Below are 17,859 nucleotides of genomic sequence, written 5' to 3' on the forward strand. Positions count from 1 at the left end.
TGGGGGGGGGGGGGGGTGGGGGGCGGGGGGCCCCGGGGGGGGGGCGCCCGCGGGGGGGCCCCCCCCGCCCCCCCCCCCCCCCGCCCCCCCCGGGGGGGGGGGGGGGGCCCCCGCCCCCCCCCCCACCCGGCTTTTGCGTTGTCACCCGGCCTGTGGCCGCTCCGGTGCCATCGCGTGCTCCCTGCGGTACAGCAGCCAGAAGCAGAGCGCGGCAAGCGGAATGCACAGGGCCGTCAGGAAGTCCGTGCAGATCAGGTGCTTGTTGAGGTCGGACGCTCCCTCAGTCATGATCACCATCCCGAACTGCAGCAGCAGGGTGATCACCAGACAGACCGACAGCCGGCCCACGGCGCGTGCCGACTGCCGGGCCCAGGTCCGGCTGGCGAGTACGGCCCCGAGCACGATCGTTCCGAGCCACAACAGCGGAATCAGCGCCGGCACCGTCCGGAAGCCCTCGAAGATCTTGGTCACCACCGCGATCCGCCGCTCCTTGGCGAACGGCTGATGACCGGAGTCGGCCGGATAGGAACCGATGTGATGGAGGGTCGGACTCGTCATGCCCTGGAGCCCGCGCGCCCCCATGCCGACCAGCCGACTGGGGTTCTTCAGGAAGTGCAGCATGATCTTGGCCGGCGTGACGTTCTGCTTGAAATCGTCCCAGTACGGCGTCCTGGCGGCCGAGTTGGTGTCGAAGATCACCGTGTTCATGGAGGTGACCAGCCGGGGATCGGCGCCCAGGGCCTTCAAGTCGCCCACCGGGTCCGGGCTGTGCGGCAGCATCTCCAGGAACACGGCGTCGTACCAGACGATTTGGTTGAGCCGCTTCGGCTGGGTTGCGGTGAATCCGACGGCGACCCCGCACAGCAGGACACACGCGATCAGCGCGGGCCAGCGCACGGCCAGCCAGCGCTTGAGCCGCTGCTGGGAGCTGTTGTCCGTGGCGGTGGCGGGGGCCGGCTTCTTGTTCTTGCGCCGCACACTCGGCAACCAGAGCAGCGCCAGCATGGCCACCGGCAGCACCGACAGCATCTGGGTCTTGGCCGTCATCGTGAACAGCACAGTGGCCGTGGTCAGCACCACTCCGCTCAGCGGTGCGACCGGGCTTCGCCACAACAGGAGCAGCGCCGGGCAGAGCAGCAGCAGGCCGACCATCCCGGCCACCTCGCTGTAGGGCGAGATGAACCAGCCCGCGAAGGCCGCATCGCACATGACCAGGCCGATGCCGCCGGTGGCCACGAGGCGCAACCACAGGGGGCCCGGCAGCAGCACGACGAGCAGGGCGATGATGGCGCCGAAGGCCAGCGAGAGCAGGAACCCGACCGCCCGCAGATCGAGCGCGCCGGGCAGACCGAGCAGCGGCGTCAGCGTCTTGGCGAGCCCCAGCACCAGCAGCTGTGAGGAGTAATACGGTTCGCCCGACTCCTTCACCCCGCACGCCTCACCGTAATAGGTGTGAGGCACCCAGGTCGGATAGACGTGGGCCGACGGTTCGGCGTTCCAGGGGTGGCTGCCCACCACGCCGAACATGCAGAGCAGCCGGTCGCCGTTTCCGTCGTCCCCCATCCCGACCACCCCGCCCAGCAGCAGGCGCAGCAGCATCACGGTCGTCCAGCCGAACCCCGCGGCCAGGGCCGCTGTGCGCACCGCCACGCGGCTGGGTTCACCGACCATGTGGAGGCGTACTGATGCCCTGCTCACGGCCGCGCGTGCGACAGTCGTGGTCATACCTGTCCCTTCGCCGACCCGCTGAGGGTGCCGACGATGGTCGCGCCCGCAGCAGCCGGACCGACACCGCACTTCACCGCTCTGACACCCTTCTCCCATTCGTCCTTGTTCGGCGTGATGGCCTTGATCGTGAGATCCGGTCTGCTGGCCAGCTTGGCCTGGAGGAACTCCTGCACGACCGGCTCGCACATGTCGGTGGCAACCTTCTGGGCGTCCTCGGGTTGCACCGTCGGAAGGAGGTCCTGCCAGGTGGCGACCTCCTCGCGGTCATGCGGCTGATCGCAGGTGACGTACTCACCGCCGAGTTCGCAGACGCGCACGGTCGAGGATTCCGGCTTCGTCAGCACATCGCGGAACGAGAAGGCCGCGAGGGGCCCGTTCTCCGCCTTCTGGACCGGAGGCACCAGGTCGCAGCGCAGGGTGCGCACGCCCTTCTCCCATTCCGCCCGGGTCGGCAGCCTCGGCCAGACCGAGAAGGACACGGTGTCCCGCGGCCCGGCACCCAGGTAGCTTCTGATCGCGTCGGCGTCGTAGCAGCGTCCCTGCGCGTAGGCGGCGATCTGCTCCGGGTCCGGCCGCTTCTTGTAGGTGGCGAACTGGCCGTCGACGGTGGTCACTTGGAAGGTCTCGGTGCGGTGCGGCCGATCGCAGGGCACCGGAGGCGCGATGTCGCTCGGCTGGATCATCTCCTGCTGTGTGCGGAAGGTGTGACAGGTGCCCACCGCCTGCATGACGGACGGCACCGCCGCCGCACCCGAGCTGCGCGGCCCGCATCCCGTCAGCAGCAGCCCGGCGACGCAGAGCAAGACTGAGCGTTTTCGCATGTCCCTCATGTCGTGTTGTCTCGCAGTCGTACGTGATGACGGAGCGTCAGGCCTCTTTGGCGATCGGCCCGACGACGATGACCTCGGCGTTGCGGCGGGTCTTGGCCCAGCCGACGCGCCCGCTCACCAGCCGTCCGAACGCGCGCCAGGCGATGACGTAGAAGAGATAGATCATCGAGGCATAGGCGATGCCCCAGCCGATGCACCGGAGCACTCCCTGTGAGGGCTCGCAGCGCCGGTGGTACAGATAGCCCCAGACCGCGAACTGGGCGATACCGAAGAGCAGGTAGAACGTGAACAGGACGGCCCCGCCCGCCTTCAGGAAGCTCATGGTCTCATCGGGGTACAGCACCAGGTTGTTCAGGAAGATCATGATCGGCAGCGGGTAGATCACCGTTCCCACGAGCCACAGCCAGGGCTGGATCAGGTAGTACGAGATCTCGATGACACCGGCGTTGGACAGGTACGGCGAGCGCCACGTCTTGGTCAGGTAGCGCATGCACTGCATGGTGCCCTGGCACCAACGGGTCCGCTGCGTCACGAAGCGGGGCAGGCTGTGCAGGGCCTCCTGGTCCACCCACGCCTCGGTGGCGTAGCCGGTGCGGTGGCCGGCCAGCATGATGTGCAGGCCGAGTTCGAAGTCCTCCAGCAGCGAGCCGCGCCAGGGCGCCCGCTCGCCGTCCGCCAGCTCGTCCAGTGCGCTCATCCGGCTGAACTGGCCGTTCCCGCCCATGCACACGCTCTTGGTGGTGCGCCGGGACGTCTGGATGGCCGAGATGGCCGCCCGGAACTCGATGTCCTGCAACCGGACGAGCGTGCGGCCGAACCAGTTCTGCATCCGGGTCCCGCCCGGCAGCGGCTCGCGTACGTCCCTGTTGACCATGCGGACCTCGATCTGCACGGCGCCCATCTGCGGATCACCGAACAGGCTCGGTCCCGCGCACACGTCGAGCACGTTGAGGGACGGGCGCGCGTCCGCGTCGAAGACGGCCACGACCACCGAGGACCGGTCGGTGCCGGCCGGCAGCCAGTCGTCGAGTGCCCGGTAGGCGGCGTTGAGCGCATGGCTCTTGCCCGTACGGGCCTCCGGGCGGCGCCGCTGCACCAGGTGCACGAACGGCGAACGCGCCGCGTGGTCGCGGGCGATGGCCGCCGTCGAATCGTCGGAGTCGTCGTCGATGACCCACAGGTGCACGGTGGGGTAGTGCTCGCGCATATAGCGGAGAGTGTCGCCGATCACGCTCTCCTCGTCCCGGCACGGGATGAAGAAGTGCCAGGCGAAGTCCTCGCCGCGGCCCGGCTGTTGGGGCTTGGACCGCAGAAAGGCGATGACCAGCAGGATCACATAGAGGGTGAAGACCCCGTTGATGATGAGCGCGAGCGCCATCGCCAGGCCGACGAAGCCGCTCTCCTGGAACTGGTTCATCCACTCACTCCGTTCAGCGGGGTACGCGGTTCCGCGCGCCGCATCGCCACCAGCAGCAGGACGGTCACCGAGACCGCCACACCCACCAGGCTGACGATGGAGCCGATCACGGTGTGCGCCCAACCGAAGCCCTCGTAGCCCCACTTCTGGGAGAACAAGGCGATCAGACCGAACCGCAACTGGTTCGTCAGGATGAGCAGGGCGGCACCGATGGCGGTCCCCGCCAGAATGCGCGCGACGGGGGCGCGACGGCTGAGCATGAATCCGGCGCCGACCAGGAGCAGCGGGATGATCAGCATCGCCGAACTGCAGCCCGCCGTGATCCTCAGGCCCATCGCGTGCTGAGTACCGAGCCCGAAGAAGGTCACCGCCTGGTCCCAGCTCAAAGCGGTGTTCCCGGTGGTGACAAGACCGACGACGTGCTCGCCGAGGGCGGCCTCCACCGAGCGGAACCACTCGTTGAAGGCGTAGAGCGCGCCGGCGGTCAGGAGCAGGGCTGCGGCCAGCCCGAGCCGGAGATAAGAAGGCTGTGCCGGTCTTGCCGCTCCGAGACCGAGGGCCTGCACCGATGGCCGCTTTCCCAGGGAAAGCACGCTCACCCGTGGTCCGGAGCGACGCGATGTCGGATTCGGGTGCACAGTCGGGCCTTTCTGACATGGCGACGCCCACTGCCCGGACGCCTCTCACGCACGAAAGGAGGTGTGGGAGGGCGAAGGATGACGCCATGGCGGTGGATTCGGCCCCACCCACTCGGCGGAATCCGCAGCCGTGTTCCCGCGGGGCGTGCGGGAAGAGGGCAGCCGAATCGGCCGCGGGCACCCCTTGTCACCTGCGGCGTTCCCGTTGTTCCGGTGTTCCCGGTCATCATCAGCAGGGACGTGTCGGTGCGGTGCGCTTCGGGGTTCCGGGGGGCATGACAGGGGGCTCGGCCGGCTAGCGGAGGAAGAGTCGATAGCCCCTGCGCGTGGCGGGAAAGACATTGTGGGTGAATTCCCCTTCGACGTTCCCCCGGTGCTCGAATTCGACCGCGATAAACGTCTCGTACTTTCCTGGCGCTCCACCGACCGCCCGGGCGGCACCGATCAGGGCGCTTTTTCGCCAGACCAGCTGAGTGAAGTGGCCGGCTCTCGGATTGAAGCCCGGGTTGTCGAAATCGTATTCCGGCGCCTCGGTGTACCACTGATCGACGGCCTCACGGGCGTCGGCGGCCCCCGAGCGTCGCTGACTACTGCTGCCCCAGTAGAGAACTTCGCTCGTCCTCAGGCCGAATCCCCTGTCGCCGCCGGGTCCGCCGGCCCGGGAAACCTCCCGCACCCTCGATTGCGCGTAACGGGTCAGTCCGTCATGCAGCCGCACGGGTGGCGCGTGATGCCTGGCCCGCACCGAATTGACGGCACGCAGCATCCCCCTGAGGAACGCGTCGGTCGTCGAATCACAGAAGTTCTCCAGAGGACGAACAGCGGTCACGGCACCCTCGATCGTGGCCCCGAGTGGACGGGCGGGCATGGACATGCGCATCGGATGATTCCAGTCCAGGTGTGGATGCGTATACGTGTACCGCGCGGAGCCCTGGAGCAGGGCCCGCACGGAGGCAGATTCCCTCGCACGGGTGGTGTACCGGGCAGCATGACCGCATGGTGCCGCGGTTGTGTCGGATCCGCTCTCCGAGGGGGGTAACCTCTCTCGGGTCCGCCTCCGGTACTGGTCGTGCAGAAGGAAGCGGGCGCCCCGGCAGTACGGCAGTGAATTGATCGGAATCTGCTAATGTCGGCTCGGCCGATTGCACAGAGAACCAGCCCCCAGGTCTCTTTTGCGACGGCCATGGAACTGCTTGTATACGAGCAGTTCCCGCGGCCATTTCGATGAACATGGCCCGCATTGACGAGGCGCCCTCAAAAGGGTCGGCTCGTCACATTCGGCAAACCCGTGTGTGCGTCGCCGTTGTTCGGCGTGCACACGGGTTTGCGGCCTGGTGCCCCTCACCCGTCTCCCTTCCGGGTGAGGGGCCCTCCCTCTGCCGGGCGCGACGAGAAAACGGAGCCCCGTCCCACCGTTCAGCGTGGCTCTGCCCCGTACGTCAATCTCACGGTCTGGATCTCCCCCGACTGCGGCTGCTGGGCGAAGTGCGGTTTTCCCCTTGCCGGGTGTGACGAGAGGGCCGATCCTGTCCTGCCGTTCAGCGTGGCTCTGCCCCGTACGTCAACCTCACGGTCTGGATCTCCCCCGACTGCGGCTGCTGGGTGGAGTGCGGTTTTTCCCTTGCCGGGTGTGACGAGAGGGCCGATCCTGTCCCGCTGTTCAGCGTGGCCCTGCTCCACTGCGTCGGCTTCACGGTCCGGGTCTTCCTCGACTGCGGCTGCTGGGTGGAGGGCACTTCAGCCGGTGTGCCGCGTCATCTGCCGGAGCCGTAGAGCGCGAGCAGTCGGGCGGCCTGGGTGGTACGGGTGTGGCATCGAAAGGCGCGTCTGGCGGCCTCGGAATGAATACGGCGGTCAACCGGCGAATCGAGCAGACGCAGAACCGTGTCGGCCAGGATCTCCGGAGTAGGGGCCAGCCCGGGAAGCCGGAGCGCCCTGAGCGCCGGGATCGAGCGGGCCACGACGGGCAGGCCGGCCACCGCCGCCTGGAGCAGGGTGTCATGGCTTCCCTCCCAGGCCGCGGTGTGCACATACACATCGGCCGTCCGCAGCAGGCGAAGCGCGTTCCTGCGCGGCAGCCGCCCCGTGACACAGATCCCCGCACTCTCCAGAAGACGGCGGTAGCGCGCTTCCCCGTCGCCGATCCAGATCCATGCGGTGTCCGAGTCGGCCGCGGCCGCCGCACGCGCGAAGAAGGCAGGATCCCGTTGCGGGCTCAGCGGGCCCATGGCGACCGCCGTCGCCCCCGCGGCCACGGGAGGCGGCATGTCCGCGGGGTCGAGCACATTGCCGTGCGGTACCCGGGGCACATGGACGATCCGTCCCGTGGGCTGGAGGCACGCCGCCAACTGCCCCTCCCGAGGAGTGCCCACGGCCACCACGTCGGTACGCGGCGCGAGCAGGTATTCGCAGGCGAGGGCGAGGAACCGTGCCGCGGCACGCAGATCCTGGCGCTCGAAGGCATAACAGTGCGGGCTGTAGACGATGGCATCCGTCGGGATGCTGGGCGAAAGGCGCACATACACCCCCGCGCCGAACGAGTGCGCGTGCACCCGATCGGGTCTGACCTCGGCGTAGGCATCGCCGATGGCGCGCAGCCGGGCCCGGTACCCGCTGGGCAGGGCGGCGATCCTGGCCCCGTGCATCCCACGGGGAATTCCAGCAGGCCCGAACGGTTCTGTGACGAGTACCCAGTGCTCCAGATGACGGGCCGCGGAAAGATACTCGCCCAGCGCGGAAAAGGCGTTCCGGGCGCGTGATTCGACGACGTGCAGAATACGGCCGGGGGCACCGATGGCCGGGCCTGGGACATGAGCCGTGCGCGGGTGGGCGAAAGTCGAGGACATATTTCTCACCGAGAGGAATCTGGGAGCGGTGACGTCCTGGCTCACACATCCGTGCAGCAACAGTTGGGCAAGGACCGTCCGCAGGGAACGAATTGTCAGGTGAATTGAAGATCCACCCATATCACATAGGTTGATCGTCAATGCGCGAGCGCGGTCCGTGGCGTCCCCTTCCTACGCGCATGGGCGCAGGTCCCGAGCGTGCCGACGAGGAACTGCACGGACGGCTCCACGGTGTACAGGACGGAAGATCGGCCCCGGCGGGGGATCGTCTCCCCTGATGCGCCGTCGCGGTCTCACCTCACCGGTGAGGAGCGCCCCGACCGGCCCTGACCCGACGACCCGCTCCGTGAGGGGCGACGAGGCCGGCTGTCCCGATGGGGCGGGGCCGGCGTCCGCCACAGCTTGCGTCCGGGCGGTTACCTCGTCGAGGACAAGGGCGAGGCGGGGGCCACGTGCCTGCGGGTCGGCACGGACGTGCCTTCACGGACGGCGTCACCTGTCTGGATAGCCGACCGTCATGCGGAAGAAGCCTGACGATCTGATACGTATACCCCTTCCGACAACGGAAGGGGTTCTTCAACCCGATAGGTGAGTAAGGCACATGAAGAAGTACTCAAGGCGGATGCTCGCCATCATGCTCACGGTGGGCGGTGCCGCAGGGGGTGCGCTCGGGCTGCTGGCCGCTCCGCAGGCCGCCGCGGCCGACGCGTCGGTCGATCTGTCCATCGCCAAGGCCGGTCCGGCACTGGGGAACGCGGGAGACCCGATCACCTACCAGATCGTCGTCACCAACTACGGCCCCAACGCCTCCTCCGGGTGGGTCGTCACCGACCAGATCCCCACGGGGCTGCTCAACCCGAGCGTCACCACCTCCGCCGCCAACTGCGGCCAGACCAACGGCACCATCTCCTGCCAGGGCGGTGCCCTGCCCGTGGGTTCCAGCGCCGTCATCTCCGTCACCGGCACCGCCGGCCCGACCGGATTCCGGATGACCAACACGGCGACCGTCGACGGTGTCGAGGCCGACCCCGACACCGACAACAACGTCTCCTCCGCCAACACCAACATCCTGGCGGTTCCCCTGGTCGACCCGGCGGTCGGGGCGGGCGTCGCCGCCGCCGCCGTGACCGGGGCCGGCGTCGTCCTCTACCGCCGTCGTCTCGGCGCCGGCACGCCGGCGATGTAACACCCGGCCACTGCCGGTTCTGCACCGGGGGCTTCGGGCTCCCGGGCTCAAGGGGTCAGGGCCCAGTGCCCTTCCCCGGCGGCCCGGAGCCCGGCACCGACCGCCACACGGGTGCCGGAGTCACGTCTCGCTGCGGGACGTACCCCGTTGACGGGGGACGAGCACGGCACCGGGGCGCGAAGAAGAGCGGGGCGACTCCGGCGAGGGCCGCGGCTGCGGCATGACCCGCTCGTCCGCCCCAGTGGCCCTTCTTCGCCTGGGCGCGACGGCATACATCAGGCAGAAGTACGCACAGAACGCGTTCAGGGAGAGCACGCAGAAGAGCAAGATGACCACAAGGACAGATTCCATGATCGTTGGTCACCCCCTGTCTCGGTAGAAGCGGCACTGCTGGTCGACGGTCGGATCAGGGGGGCGTCACTGGCAGGCGCAGCACGTGGTGTGCGCCGGGCTCGGGCATGCCCGCGCGGTGGCGGGGGGCGTCGGGCCCCATCGTCCGTCCATGAGGACCCCCTGGCCTGCTCGCATACGCACCGTCGGGGCCGCCTTGAGCCAGGCGGTGACGGAGTTTCTGCATCCCTCGTGCATCCGCACCCTGTGCAGCTCGTTGGGGCTGAACAGGCCGAGTTGCCGGTGTCCGTCGCTCGGCACGGGGATGGCGTGGGGTGTCAGCACGGGGCATCCGTAGGTGACGGTGAGAACGCTGCGGCCGGGTTCCGGTTCATGCGACCACACGTCCAGCAGCGGGCCGGCCATCGTCTGCCAACCGGATTCCTCCGCGATCTCGCGGACCACGCACTGTTCTGGTGATTCACCACGTTCGAGGCGCCCTCCAGGAAGCTCCCATTCATCGCGCTCGTTCAGCAGGAGAAGGACACGAAGATCAAGAGAAAGAGTCACTCCCCTGACGTACACGGAGTAGGCGGGCCGTGCGTGGGTCATAGTAGTCCTTCCGTGTCGCACCCGGCGCTTGCGGAAGCGCCTTCCAACTGAAACTGATGAATTTTCAGATGATAACTTTTGACGATCGGGTGGGCGTTTAAAAAGTCACGCCGTGTTCTCGCATCCAGATGGCCGGATCCACTGCCGAGCCGAATTCCTGGGTGACCCGCACTTCGAAATGAAGATGCGGCCCCGATGAATTACCGGTGTTACCAGAAAGCGCGATCGGATCACCCGGTCCGACGCTTTGTCCCACACTCACCCGGAGCACCGAGAGATGGGCGTACTGCGTGTAGTACCCGTTGTCGTGCCGGATGACGATGTTGTTGCCGAAGGCCCCGTCGCAGCCGGCCTCGACGACCACTCCGGCGCCCACGGCATGGACCGGTGTACCCACCGGGACGGCGAAGTCCTGTCCGGTGTGCCGATGCGCCCAGTGCGAGCCCGCCGCCCCGAACCCCGCCGAGAGCACATAGCTCTGAACAGGCAGCATCCACTGGTCGCGTGAGCGGACGGGAAGCAGGAGCGAGGACAGATCGCGGTGGACCGGCGCGGACCCGTCCCGACAGGGAGTGACCGCGCGCCGCGCTTGTGCCTCCTGCAGCGCGCGGGCCCGACGGAGCTTCGCCTGAATGTCCCGCTTGGCCGCCGCCTGCTGCTGTTGGAGCGTCCGCAGCAGACGCAGGCCGGCCACGGCCTTCTGCTGTGCCTCGGTGAGGTCCACCGTGTTCCTCTGCACACGCCGCAAGGAGGCCGTCAGACCATGATGGGCGCTGTGTACGAGGCTCAGATTCCGCAGCGCATCGCGGCGGGCGGACCTCGTCAGGGCCGCCAGCGTGTCGGGGAGCAGACCACCGCGGTACTGGATCCGGGCCAACTCGCCGACATCGGACCTGAGTTCGCGTAGATCGCTGCGCTGACGCGCGAGTTCGGCGCGGAGCAGCCGCACGGCCGTCGTCTGGGCCTGCGCGCTGCGGCGGTATGCCTCGTGCCGCTCGGCGGCACGTGCCGCCTCCTCGTACAGGCGGTGCAGCTGGAGTTGCGAAGTGGCCCCCGAGCCGTTCGCCGGGCCTGCCTCGTCATCCGCCCACGCGGCGGAGGCAGGCAGCGAGGACAGGCCGAGAGCCACCACCGTGAAGAGGAGGAATCCGCGAGAACGCCTAGTCAGCGTGAACCACACGTGGGCACCCGTTCCTTGTTCCGATCGGCGACGGCGGCAGCGGTCGGCCGCACGGCCGGCGTGCGCGGCCGGAAGCGGTGGCCCGGAGCCCTGCCCACCCCGTGCTGCCCGTTGGCGGAACGGAGGGGAATGCTTCGGTAGATCGTCTGCGGCTGACGGGGTACGTCGGATTCGCGGGCCAAGGATTCCCCTTGCACATCGGCAGTCCGTGTTCGTTCGGGCGGCAACGTCCTGGTCGGAGAAAACCGGGCCATGGCCTTCGGCGCACAGGATGACCGGTGATCCTGCTGAGGCGACGCCTTTCATATCGAGGAAGTCGGGACCGCCGCATGACGGCGTGCGAACGACGGCCCACCGGCGGCTGGTCCGTCTCCCCGTTCATGGTTCACGGACGCCTGCGGACCGGAATGGGGAATCCGCCGCTGAACGAGTGATACGACGTCACCCGCGTTGGCACTGTGGGCGAACAGGGCGCCGCGGCGTGAACTCCCGCTTGAGCACGGCGGCAAGGGTGGGACGATCCGATCTTCCTGGACCTGAAGGTAGCATCTTCCGCTGGGCGTACGGCGTGGATTCACCCCAGGAAGAAGCGAAGGCCATATAAAGGGGTGGCAATCCTCCGCAGCGATCATGGGAGACAAAGCCGTGATGACCTGGATCGGCGCCTCCTTGCTTCCCGGCTTGCGCGGCGCCCGTGGCCGTCCGTCCTCAGCGCAATGCTGGGGACCTTCCTGAGAGTTCGCAGTCAATGGCTCCTCCAGCAACGGGCGGCGTATCGATCCCGAACACGTTTTACGGCACCCCACGGATACGATCCGAGCAACGGATGACCTGAGCCGGTCCGACAATCCCCGTACCTACCCCCTGGGCCCGGACATAAGGAGCGGCATGTCACCACGCCGTCCGTCGTGCCTGAGCTGAGGACCCGCTCTGCTTATCGAGTCTCGGCGACTCTCAAGAAAATCGATGGGATTCATCGTGCGCCCGTGAACGCCCTCGGCGAATCCTCGTCCAGGAGCCGTCCTTGTCAAATTCAACCAGACATCGTACGCCGCCGGTCCGCCCTTCAGACCCTCAGGGCACCGACCCCGCGGCAACCGAGTTAAGTGACCAAGAGCTGGCTCAATTAGTGCGAGACGGCGATTCCGATGCCTTCGCGGAACTCTTCACCCGGCATCGCAGAGCCGCCACCCGACTGGCCGCGATGCACGCCGACGACGCCCACACCGCACAGGATTATGTGGCCGAGGCGTTCTCCCGTGTGCTGCAGGCACTGCGGTCCGGCGGGGGCCCGTCCAGCTCCTTTCGGAGCTATCTGCTCAAGGTCCTGCGCAACGTGGTGGCCGAATGGGGCAGGAACGCGGGCCGACAGGTGTATGTGCCGGACGTCAGCCTCTACGAGGTGGAGTGCGCGGCCTCGGCGGGATACGAAGCCCTCAAGAACTATGAGAACGGGCTGGCGGTAGAAGCGCTCGCCTCCCTCTCGGACCGGTGGAGAACCGTCCTCTGGTTCACCATCGTGCAGTCCCAGCAGCCCGCGGCGATCGCCAGCAGCATGGGCATCAGCCCGAACAGCGTCGCGGCCCTGGCCTACCGGGCGAAGGAGGGCCTGCGGCAGGCATATCTCACGGTTCATCTCGGCCAGCGGAGATATCACGGTCAGTGCTCTGGCTATGTGCGAAGGCTTGCCGCGTATTCCCGTGGACGCCTCAGTGAGTGCGCATCCGAAGAGATGGCACTGCATGTCGAGGAATGCGGCGCATGCAGCCGTCTGTATCAGGAGATCGACGAACTCAACAGCCTCTTCCGTGCCTAGAAGTGCCTCGCTCCGTATGGGGCGCGCCAACCATCCCGGTCTGTATTGGAGCCAATGACCCATGAACGAGACAAACGACATCGCGGTGGTGCTGGGCACGCGTCCGGAGATCATCAAGCTGGCCGGAGTGATCCGCGGTCTCGGACCACGTGCCTCGATCTTCTACACCGGGCAGCACTACGACAGGGAACTCTCCGACAGTTTCTTCCACGCGTTCAAACTCCCCGAGCCGCATGTGCGTCTCACCGGGGTCAGCGCCGCCCACCGCAGTGTGCAGATCGCACGTGCCACCCAGCAACTCGCCGAGCATTTCCGGCAGTTGCCACCGAAGGTGGTCATCGTACAGGGCGACACCAACGCGACATCCGCGGGCGCGCAGGCCGCGAACTACTGCGGAATCCCCGTCCTGCACGTGGAAGCGGGCCTCCGGTCCAATGACCGGACCATGCCGGAGGAGATCAACCGGCGTCTGGTGTCCGTCCTGGCCGACGTGCACTGCGCCCCCACGTCATGGAATGCCGCGAACCTTGTCTCCGAAGGAATCCCGCTGCACAGGATCAGGGTGACGGGCAACACCATCGTGGAGGCCACCCGCGAATCCATGCCGGGACCACTGGAGACCCGTGAATTACTCGACCGATATGGCCTCAGGGAGAACGAGTTCATTATCGCGACGATTCACCGTCCGGAGAACACGGATTCCCCGGAACGACTCTCCGAAATCATCGACGCGCTTGCCGATGCGCCGATTCCCGTGGTTTTCCCGGTGCATCCGAGGACGGTCAGCAGCGCCCACTCCTACGGTCTGGCCGGCACGCTGTCGCGACTGCGCTGCATTTCCCCGCTCGACCATTCCGCCTTCCTCTCGCTGGCCAGCAGCGCGCGCTTGCTGATCTCCGACTCGGGCGGGATCCAGGAGGAGTGCACGATCATCAAGAAGCCGCTGATCGTGGTCAGGAAGAACACGGAGCGGCCCGAATCGATCGCGGCCGGCTTCGCCGTGCGCGTGCGTCACAAGGAGGAGATCTCCGAGGAGATCACTCGTATCCTGCTCAACCCCGACCTGGTGAGCGCGCTGGCCGGCCGGCCGTGTCCCTTCGGCGACGGCAAGGCCAGTGAGCGCATCGCGGAGATCGCCCTGGCCATGGCCGGCAGGACGGCTCTTCCGTACAGCGAGGCGGGCGACGAGTTCTCCAGCACCCCCGAACCGATCGGGCCACAAGGAGGTGCCGTGGGACGAGCGTTGCGTCGTTCCCCTGTCCAACAGGGCTCCATCGGCCAGTAACACGCCCCGGAGCCTCCAGGGGCATCAGGTGGCCGATGCGTATCCGCGGAACGCTCGTCGCGGCGCACCGGCCGACCTGCCCTGCTGACCCCGGTGAAGAGCAGCAGGGCAGGCCGCACCCGTCCGTCGCGGCCGCACGCAGCCACTCGTGCCGCCGCTGTCCGGCCGGATCCGGCGGGGCGGGCCCCGCCGGTACCGTCGGCGTTACCGACGGGAGCTTCGGCGGCGATACACGATGGCCCCGCCCGCCAGCAGCGCGGCGACGGCGCCGCCGGCAGTGAGCATCACATCGGTGCCGGTGCTGGCCATCCCGCCCGTTTTGACGGGCGCCGCGGCCGTCGGAGTGGCCGGGTCGTCACCCGGTGACAGCGGCGCCGTCGGGGTGGTGCCGGTGGAGGTCCCGGGAAGGTCCGCGGACTCGGCGGGCACCGTCGCCGGGTCGGCCGGATCGCTGCCGGCCGGCACGGACGCCGGGACGGTCGTGACCGTCGAGACGGTGGCAGTGGTCGGGACACGCGTCGGCGACAGCGGGGCCGCCGGGGCGGTGACCGGCCCACGATCCGAGGGCCCGGGCCCTGCCGGGGCGGCGGGGACGGCAGGCGTCGAGGACTCCGACCCCGCGGGAGGCACAGGCTGCTGAGGCACCGTGGGGGAAGAAGGCGACGAGGGCGAAGAGGACGGCGGGGTCGAGGGCGTCGCGGGGCCCTGCTCCGGCGTCTGGGGTCCCGTCGGAGCGCCGGGAGACGAGGTCGTCTGGCCGGCCGGACCGCCGTCCGAGGACGGGGGCGGCGTCGTCGGCGTGGTGCCGGTCGCGGGAGTTGAGATCGCCGGCACCGAGAGGGACACGGGCGGCAGGTTCACGGCCGGGATGGTGGGCGTGAGGATCCCCGAGGGGGGCTGCGTCGTGGGACCGGCCGGGTACAGGGGCACGCCGGGGATGGGCGGCAGGTTCACGGCCGGGATGGTGGGCGTGAGGATCCCTGAAGGGGGCTGCGTCGTGGGACCGGCCGGGTACAGGGGTACGCCGGGGATGGGCGGCAGGTTCACGGCCGGGATGGTGGGCGTGAGGATCCCTGAAGGGGGCTGCGTCGTGGGACCGGCCGGGTACAGGGGCACCCCGGGGACGGACGGCAGCGTGATCGGCCCCGTGGGCAGGGAGACGGGCGGAGTGGCAGGCCCGCGATCCGAGGGCGGTGTGACCCCCGGACCGGCCGGCCCGCGATCCGGCGTCTCGCCGGGTCCGTCGGTCTGGGGCCGGGAGGTCGACGGACCCTCGCCGTCCGGGGTGTTGGCGCAGGGGGTGCCGGGGGTGGCCGGGGTGAGCGCCTGGATGGCGTTGCCGCACACGTCGATGGGCAGGTCGACCGTTGTGTTGACGGTGTTGCCGGACAGCACGGGGGGTGTGCCTGGGGTGGTTGCCGGTTCGGCGCGGTTGGGCGTGGTGGTCGGTCCGTTGGGGGCCGGGTTGGCGGGGGCGGGTGCCGGGTTGTCGGCTGTGGTGGGGGTGCAGGAGGTGCCGGGGGCCGCTGGGGTGAGCGCCTGGACGGTGTTGCCGCATACGTCGACCGGCAGGTTCACCGTTGTGTTGACGGTGTTGCCGGACAGTACGGAGGGTGTGTCCGTGGTGGTTGCCGGTTCGGCGCGGTTGCCCGACGTGGTCGGTCCGTTGGGTGCGGGCTCTGCCGGGGTGGGTGCCGGGTTGTCGGCCGTCGTGGGGGCGCAGGGGGTGCCGGGGGTGGCCGGGGTGAGGGCTTGGATGGTGTTGCCGCATACGTCGACCGGCAGGTCCACCGTTGCGTTGACGGTGTTGCCGGACAGCACCTGGGGCGGGCGTGCGGTGCTGTCCGCTGTGGTGTGGTCGGGGGTCGTGGCGGGGGCCTGGGGTCGGGCGGTGGATGAGGTGTCGCCGTCGGGAGTGTGGTCGGGCAGGGCAGGTGTGTTCGGTTCACCGGCCGTCGTGGGGGCGCAGGAGGTGCCGGGGACCGCCGGGGCGAGCGCCTGGATGGTGTTGCCGCACACGTCGACCGGCAGGTCCACCGACACCTGGACGGTGTTGCCCGACAGCGCATCGGGCACGTCCAGCGTGATCCCTTGCACCTGGGGGGCGGCGTACGCGTCGGAGCCGCCCACCAGGACGCTCGTCGCGGCGGCGGCCAGGACCATGCCCTTGCTCAGGGTTTGTCGCACTCTCGTTGTCTTCCTGTTCGAAGAAGGGGTCAGCCGTCCTCGGCCCCGGGACCGGGGAGGAGGGGCCAAGCGCTGTCGCGGCGGCCATGGACCGTGACGGCACGAGCCGAACGAGGACGGCATGAACGCCTCGCACCATGGCCTGCGGCTTATAAACGAGAGAGGTACCGGTGAAGAAACCATGGATCGTGGATCGCCGGAGAATTCATCCTTAATGCCCGCTGATCCGTCGAGCGGCCCATGGAGCAGGGCATCCACGGTACCCACCATCAGCCGATGGGAATTTCTTCGGTAAGTCACTCAATACCTTGCGGATGATTCCCATATCGGCCGTGCCGAATGCCGGGGCATCTCAAACGCCGCGAACGCCGGAAGTGAGAGCGGCCGCGTCGGACGCCTGACTCGGCGGCAGCTCCGGTGTCCACCCCGTCTCGCCGAGCAGCAGTGTCCGTACGACGCGTTCGGCGGCCCGTCCGTCGTCGAACTCGCAGAAGCGGGAGCGGAATCGGTCCCGGAGCCGGGCCGATTCGGCGTCCCGCCAGCGTCCGGAGGCGAACAGTGCGGCCAGCTCCTCGTAGGAGTGTGAGACATGGCCGGGTGCTTCGGTGGTGATGTCGAAGTAGGCGCCGCGGCTTGCGGTGTAGGCGGGCCAGTCGTCGGCGTGGACGATGATCGGCCGGTCGAGGTTGGCGTAGTCGAACATCAGGGCGGAGTAGTCGGTGACCAGTGCGTCGGCGGCGAGCATCACGTCCTCGGCGTGTGGCTCGTCCGTGGCGTCGACGACCACCCCGCGCCGGTGCAGTTCGGTGAGGCCGAGCCCGCGCGTGGGGCCGGTGGCGAGCGAGGGGTGCAGTCGGACGACGAGGGTGTGGTCGTCGCCCAGGTCGGCGGCGAACCGGGCGAGGTCGATGCGGTCGATGTGGCCGCCGCGGCGGTAGTCGCGGCGGGTGGGTGCGTAGAGCACGATGCGGTGGTGGGCGGGGATGCCGTGTCGTGTGCGGAAGGCGGTTGCGGCCGGGGTGTCGGTGTGGTCGAGGGCGGCCTGGACGAGGATGTCGTTGCGTGGGCTGCCGGTGCGTGCCGAGGCGAAGTGGCAGGGGTAGGCCCGCTCCCACACCAGCTCGGAGTGGCGGTTGGCGACCAGGCTGTGGTCCCAGCGGTCGGCCCGGCGCAGCATCTGCGGCACGCTGAAGCCGTGCCGGGCGCCGGGCTTGCCGAGCAGGTCGGCGCCCATGTACTTGAGCGGGGTGCCCTGGTGGGTGTGGATGTGGACGCTGCCGGGCCGTTTGGCCAGCGTGCCGGGCCAGTTGACGTTGTTCACGAAGAAGCCGGCCCGAGCGACCACCCTGCGGTACTCGGGGGAGTTGAGCAGCACGTACTCGACATCCGCGGGCAGCTGCTTCGCCCGCGCCCGGCTGCGCACCACCCACACCCCGCGGATGTGCGGGGCGATCTCCCGCGCCTTGTAGTACACGGCGGCCGGGTCGCCGAGCACCCCGCGATGCGAGAACGCCGAGTACACGGCGAGCCCCGGATCCAGGGCCCGGTGCGTGGTCAGTGCCGACCAGGTCCGTCGGGTTTTCCGTGTGGCCGTCCGCCGTACCTGCCGCATCCCCCGCCCGAGACCACGCCCCGCCCGCAGGGCCCGCCGTTTGACCAGGTAGGCCGCGTAACCGCTCTCCAGCACCCGCAGCCCCGCCGGGACGGTCGCGCCCTCGGGTGTGTGCCGGTGGAACATCGTGGCGGTACGCCGGAAGAACTCGGCTTTGTCGGCGGGGGGCAGGCGGTCGGGTTTGGCGAGGAT

General features: G+C 68.7%; 13 protein-coding genes. 3 read left to right on the top strand and 10 right to left on the bottom strand.

What is annotated here, in order from left to right; genetic code table 11:
- Window positions 1-141: 141 nt before the first annotated feature.
- From ACFYTE_RS33550 to ACFYTE_RS33575, 6 genes are all read right to left on the bottom strand, one after another.
- Window positions 142-1,725, bottom strand: a complete 1,584-nt coding sequence (locus tag ACFYTE_RS33550; RefSeq protein ID WP_388718795.1) for a hypothetical protein — start codon at window positions 1,723-1,725, stop codon at window positions 142-144.
- Entirely contained in the window at window positions 1,722-2,549 is an 828-nt protein-coding gene (locus tag ACFYTE_RS33555; RefSeq protein ID WP_388718797.1) for a septum formation family protein, read from the bottom strand. Before ACFYTE_RS33555 ends, ACFYTE_RS33550 begins: the two co-directional genes overlap by 4 nt.
- Window positions 2,550-2,595: 46 nt before the next feature.
- Complete coding sequence (locus ACFYTE_RS33560; RefSeq protein WP_388718799.1) at window positions 2,596-3,975, bottom strand: glycosyltransferase family 2 protein; 1,380 nt, start codon at window positions 3,973-3,975, stop codon at window positions 2,596-2,598.
- On the bottom strand, window positions 3,972-4,574 hold the full coding sequence (locus tag ACFYTE_RS33565; RefSeq protein WP_388718801.1) for an archaeosortase/exosortase family protein: 603 nt from the start codon (window positions 4,572-4,574) through the stop codon (window positions 3,972-3,974). The genes ACFYTE_RS33560 and ACFYTE_RS33565 overlap by 4 nt, the downstream gene beginning before the upstream one ends.
- A gap of 334 nt (window positions 4,575-4,908) precedes the next feature.
- A complete protein-coding gene (locus ACFYTE_RS33570) occupies window positions 4,909-5,493 on the bottom strand; it encodes a CAP domain-containing protein (protein WP_388718803.1) in 585 nt (194 codons plus the stop codon).
- Between the two features lie 874 nt (window positions 5,494-6,367).
- On the bottom strand, window positions 6,368-7,258 hold the full coding sequence (locus ACFYTE_RS33575) for a glycosyltransferase (RefSeq protein ID WP_388718805.1): 891 nt from the start codon (window positions 7,256-7,258) through the stop codon (window positions 6,368-6,370).
- Window positions 7,259-8,060: 802 nt separating this feature from the next.
- Between ACFYTE_RS33575 and ACFYTE_RS33580 the strand changes: the two genes are divergently transcribed.
- Entirely contained in the window at window positions 8,061-8,645 is a 585-nt protein-coding gene (locus ACFYTE_RS33580; protein ID WP_388718807.1) for a DUF11 domain-containing protein, read from the top strand.
- A 417-nt stretch (window positions 8,646-9,062) separates the two neighbouring features.
- On the opposite strand, the gene ACFYTE_RS33585 is transcribed toward ACFYTE_RS33580, so the two are convergent.
- Window positions 9,063-9,587 carry an NUDIX domain-containing protein gene (locus ACFYTE_RS33585; RefSeq protein WP_388718809.1) on the bottom strand — a complete coding sequence of 175 codons (525 nt, stop codon included), beginning with the start codon at window positions 9,585-9,587 and terminating at the stop codon, window positions 9,063-9,065.
- A gap of 97 nt (window positions 9,588-9,684) precedes the next feature.
- Window positions 9,685-10,767: a peptidoglycan DD-metalloendopeptidase family protein gene (locus tag ACFYTE_RS33590; RefSeq protein WP_388718811.1), complete on the bottom strand. Its 1,083-nt coding sequence runs from the start codon at window positions 10,765-10,767 to the stop codon at window positions 9,685-9,687.
- Between the two features lie 1,129 nt (window positions 10,768-11,896).
- Here ACFYTE_RS33590 and ACFYTE_RS33595 point away from each other — a divergent pair.
- On the top strand, window positions 11,897-12,583 hold the full coding sequence (locus tag ACFYTE_RS33595) for an RNA polymerase sigma factor (RefSeq protein ID WP_388718813.1): 687 nt from the start codon (window positions 11,897-11,899) through the stop codon (window positions 12,581-12,583).
- A gap of 61 nt (window positions 12,584-12,644) precedes the next feature.
- On the top strand, window positions 12,645-13,868 hold the full coding sequence (gene wecB, locus ACFYTE_RS33600; RefSeq protein ID WP_388718815.1) for a non-hydrolyzing UDP-N-acetylglucosamine 2-epimerase: 1,224 nt from the start codon (window positions 12,645-12,647) through the stop codon (window positions 13,866-13,868).
- Window positions 13,869-14,072: 204 nt separating this feature from the next.
- Here the strand turns inward: wecB and ACFYTE_RS33605 are convergent, their stop codons facing one another.
- Together ACFYTE_RS33605 and ACFYTE_RS33610 are read right to left on the bottom strand one after the other, a co-directional pair.
- A complete protein-coding gene (locus tag ACFYTE_RS33605) occupies window positions 14,073-16,055 on the bottom strand; it encodes a chaplin family protein (RefSeq protein WP_388718817.1) in 1,983 nt (660 codons plus the stop codon).
- 352 nt (window positions 16,056-16,407) lie between these two features.
- Window positions 16,408-17,859: CDP-glycerol glycerophosphotransferase family protein (locus ACFYTE_RS33610; protein ID WP_388718819.1), on the bottom strand; the 1,452-nt coding region annotated here is incomplete at its 5' end.

This window comes from Streptomyces sp. NPDC004629 (assembly GCF_042873595.1).
Classification (GTDB): domain Bacteria; phylum Actinomycetota; class Actinomycetes; order Streptomycetales; family Streptomycetaceae; genus Streptomyces.

Coding starts and splice junctions, on each gene's coding strand:
- ACFYTE_RS33575 (WP_388718805.1), bottom strand. CDS start 7,258: ATGCACGGGGCCAGGATCGCCGCCCTGCCCAGCGGGTACCGGGCCCGG.
- ACFYTE_RS33555 (WP_388718797.1), bottom strand. CDS start 2,549: ATGCGAAAACGCTCAGTCTTGCTCTGCGTCGCCGGGCTGCTGCTGACG.
- ACFYTE_RS33580 (WP_388718807.1), top strand. CDS start 8,061: ATGAAGAAGTACTCAAGGCGGATGCTCGCCATCATGCTCACGGTGGGC.
- ACFYTE_RS33550 (WP_388718795.1), bottom strand. CDS start 1,725: ATGACCACGACTGTCGCACGCGCGGCCGTGAGCAGGGCATCAGTACGC.
- ACFYTE_RS33570 (WP_388718803.1), bottom strand. CDS start 5,493: ATGCGCATGTCCATGCCCGCCCGTCCACTCGGGGCCACGATCGAGGGT.
- ACFYTE_RS33585 (WP_388718809.1), bottom strand. CDS start 9,587: ATGACCCACGCACGGCCCGCCTACTCCGTGTACGTCAGGGGAGTGACT.
- wecB (WP_388718815.1), top strand. CDS start 12,645: ATGAACGAGACAAACGACATCGCGGTGGTGCTGGGCACGCGTCCGGAG.
- ACFYTE_RS33560 (WP_388718799.1), bottom strand. CDS start 3,975: ATGAACCAGTTCCAGGAGAGCGGCTTCGTCGGCCTGGCGATGGCGCTC.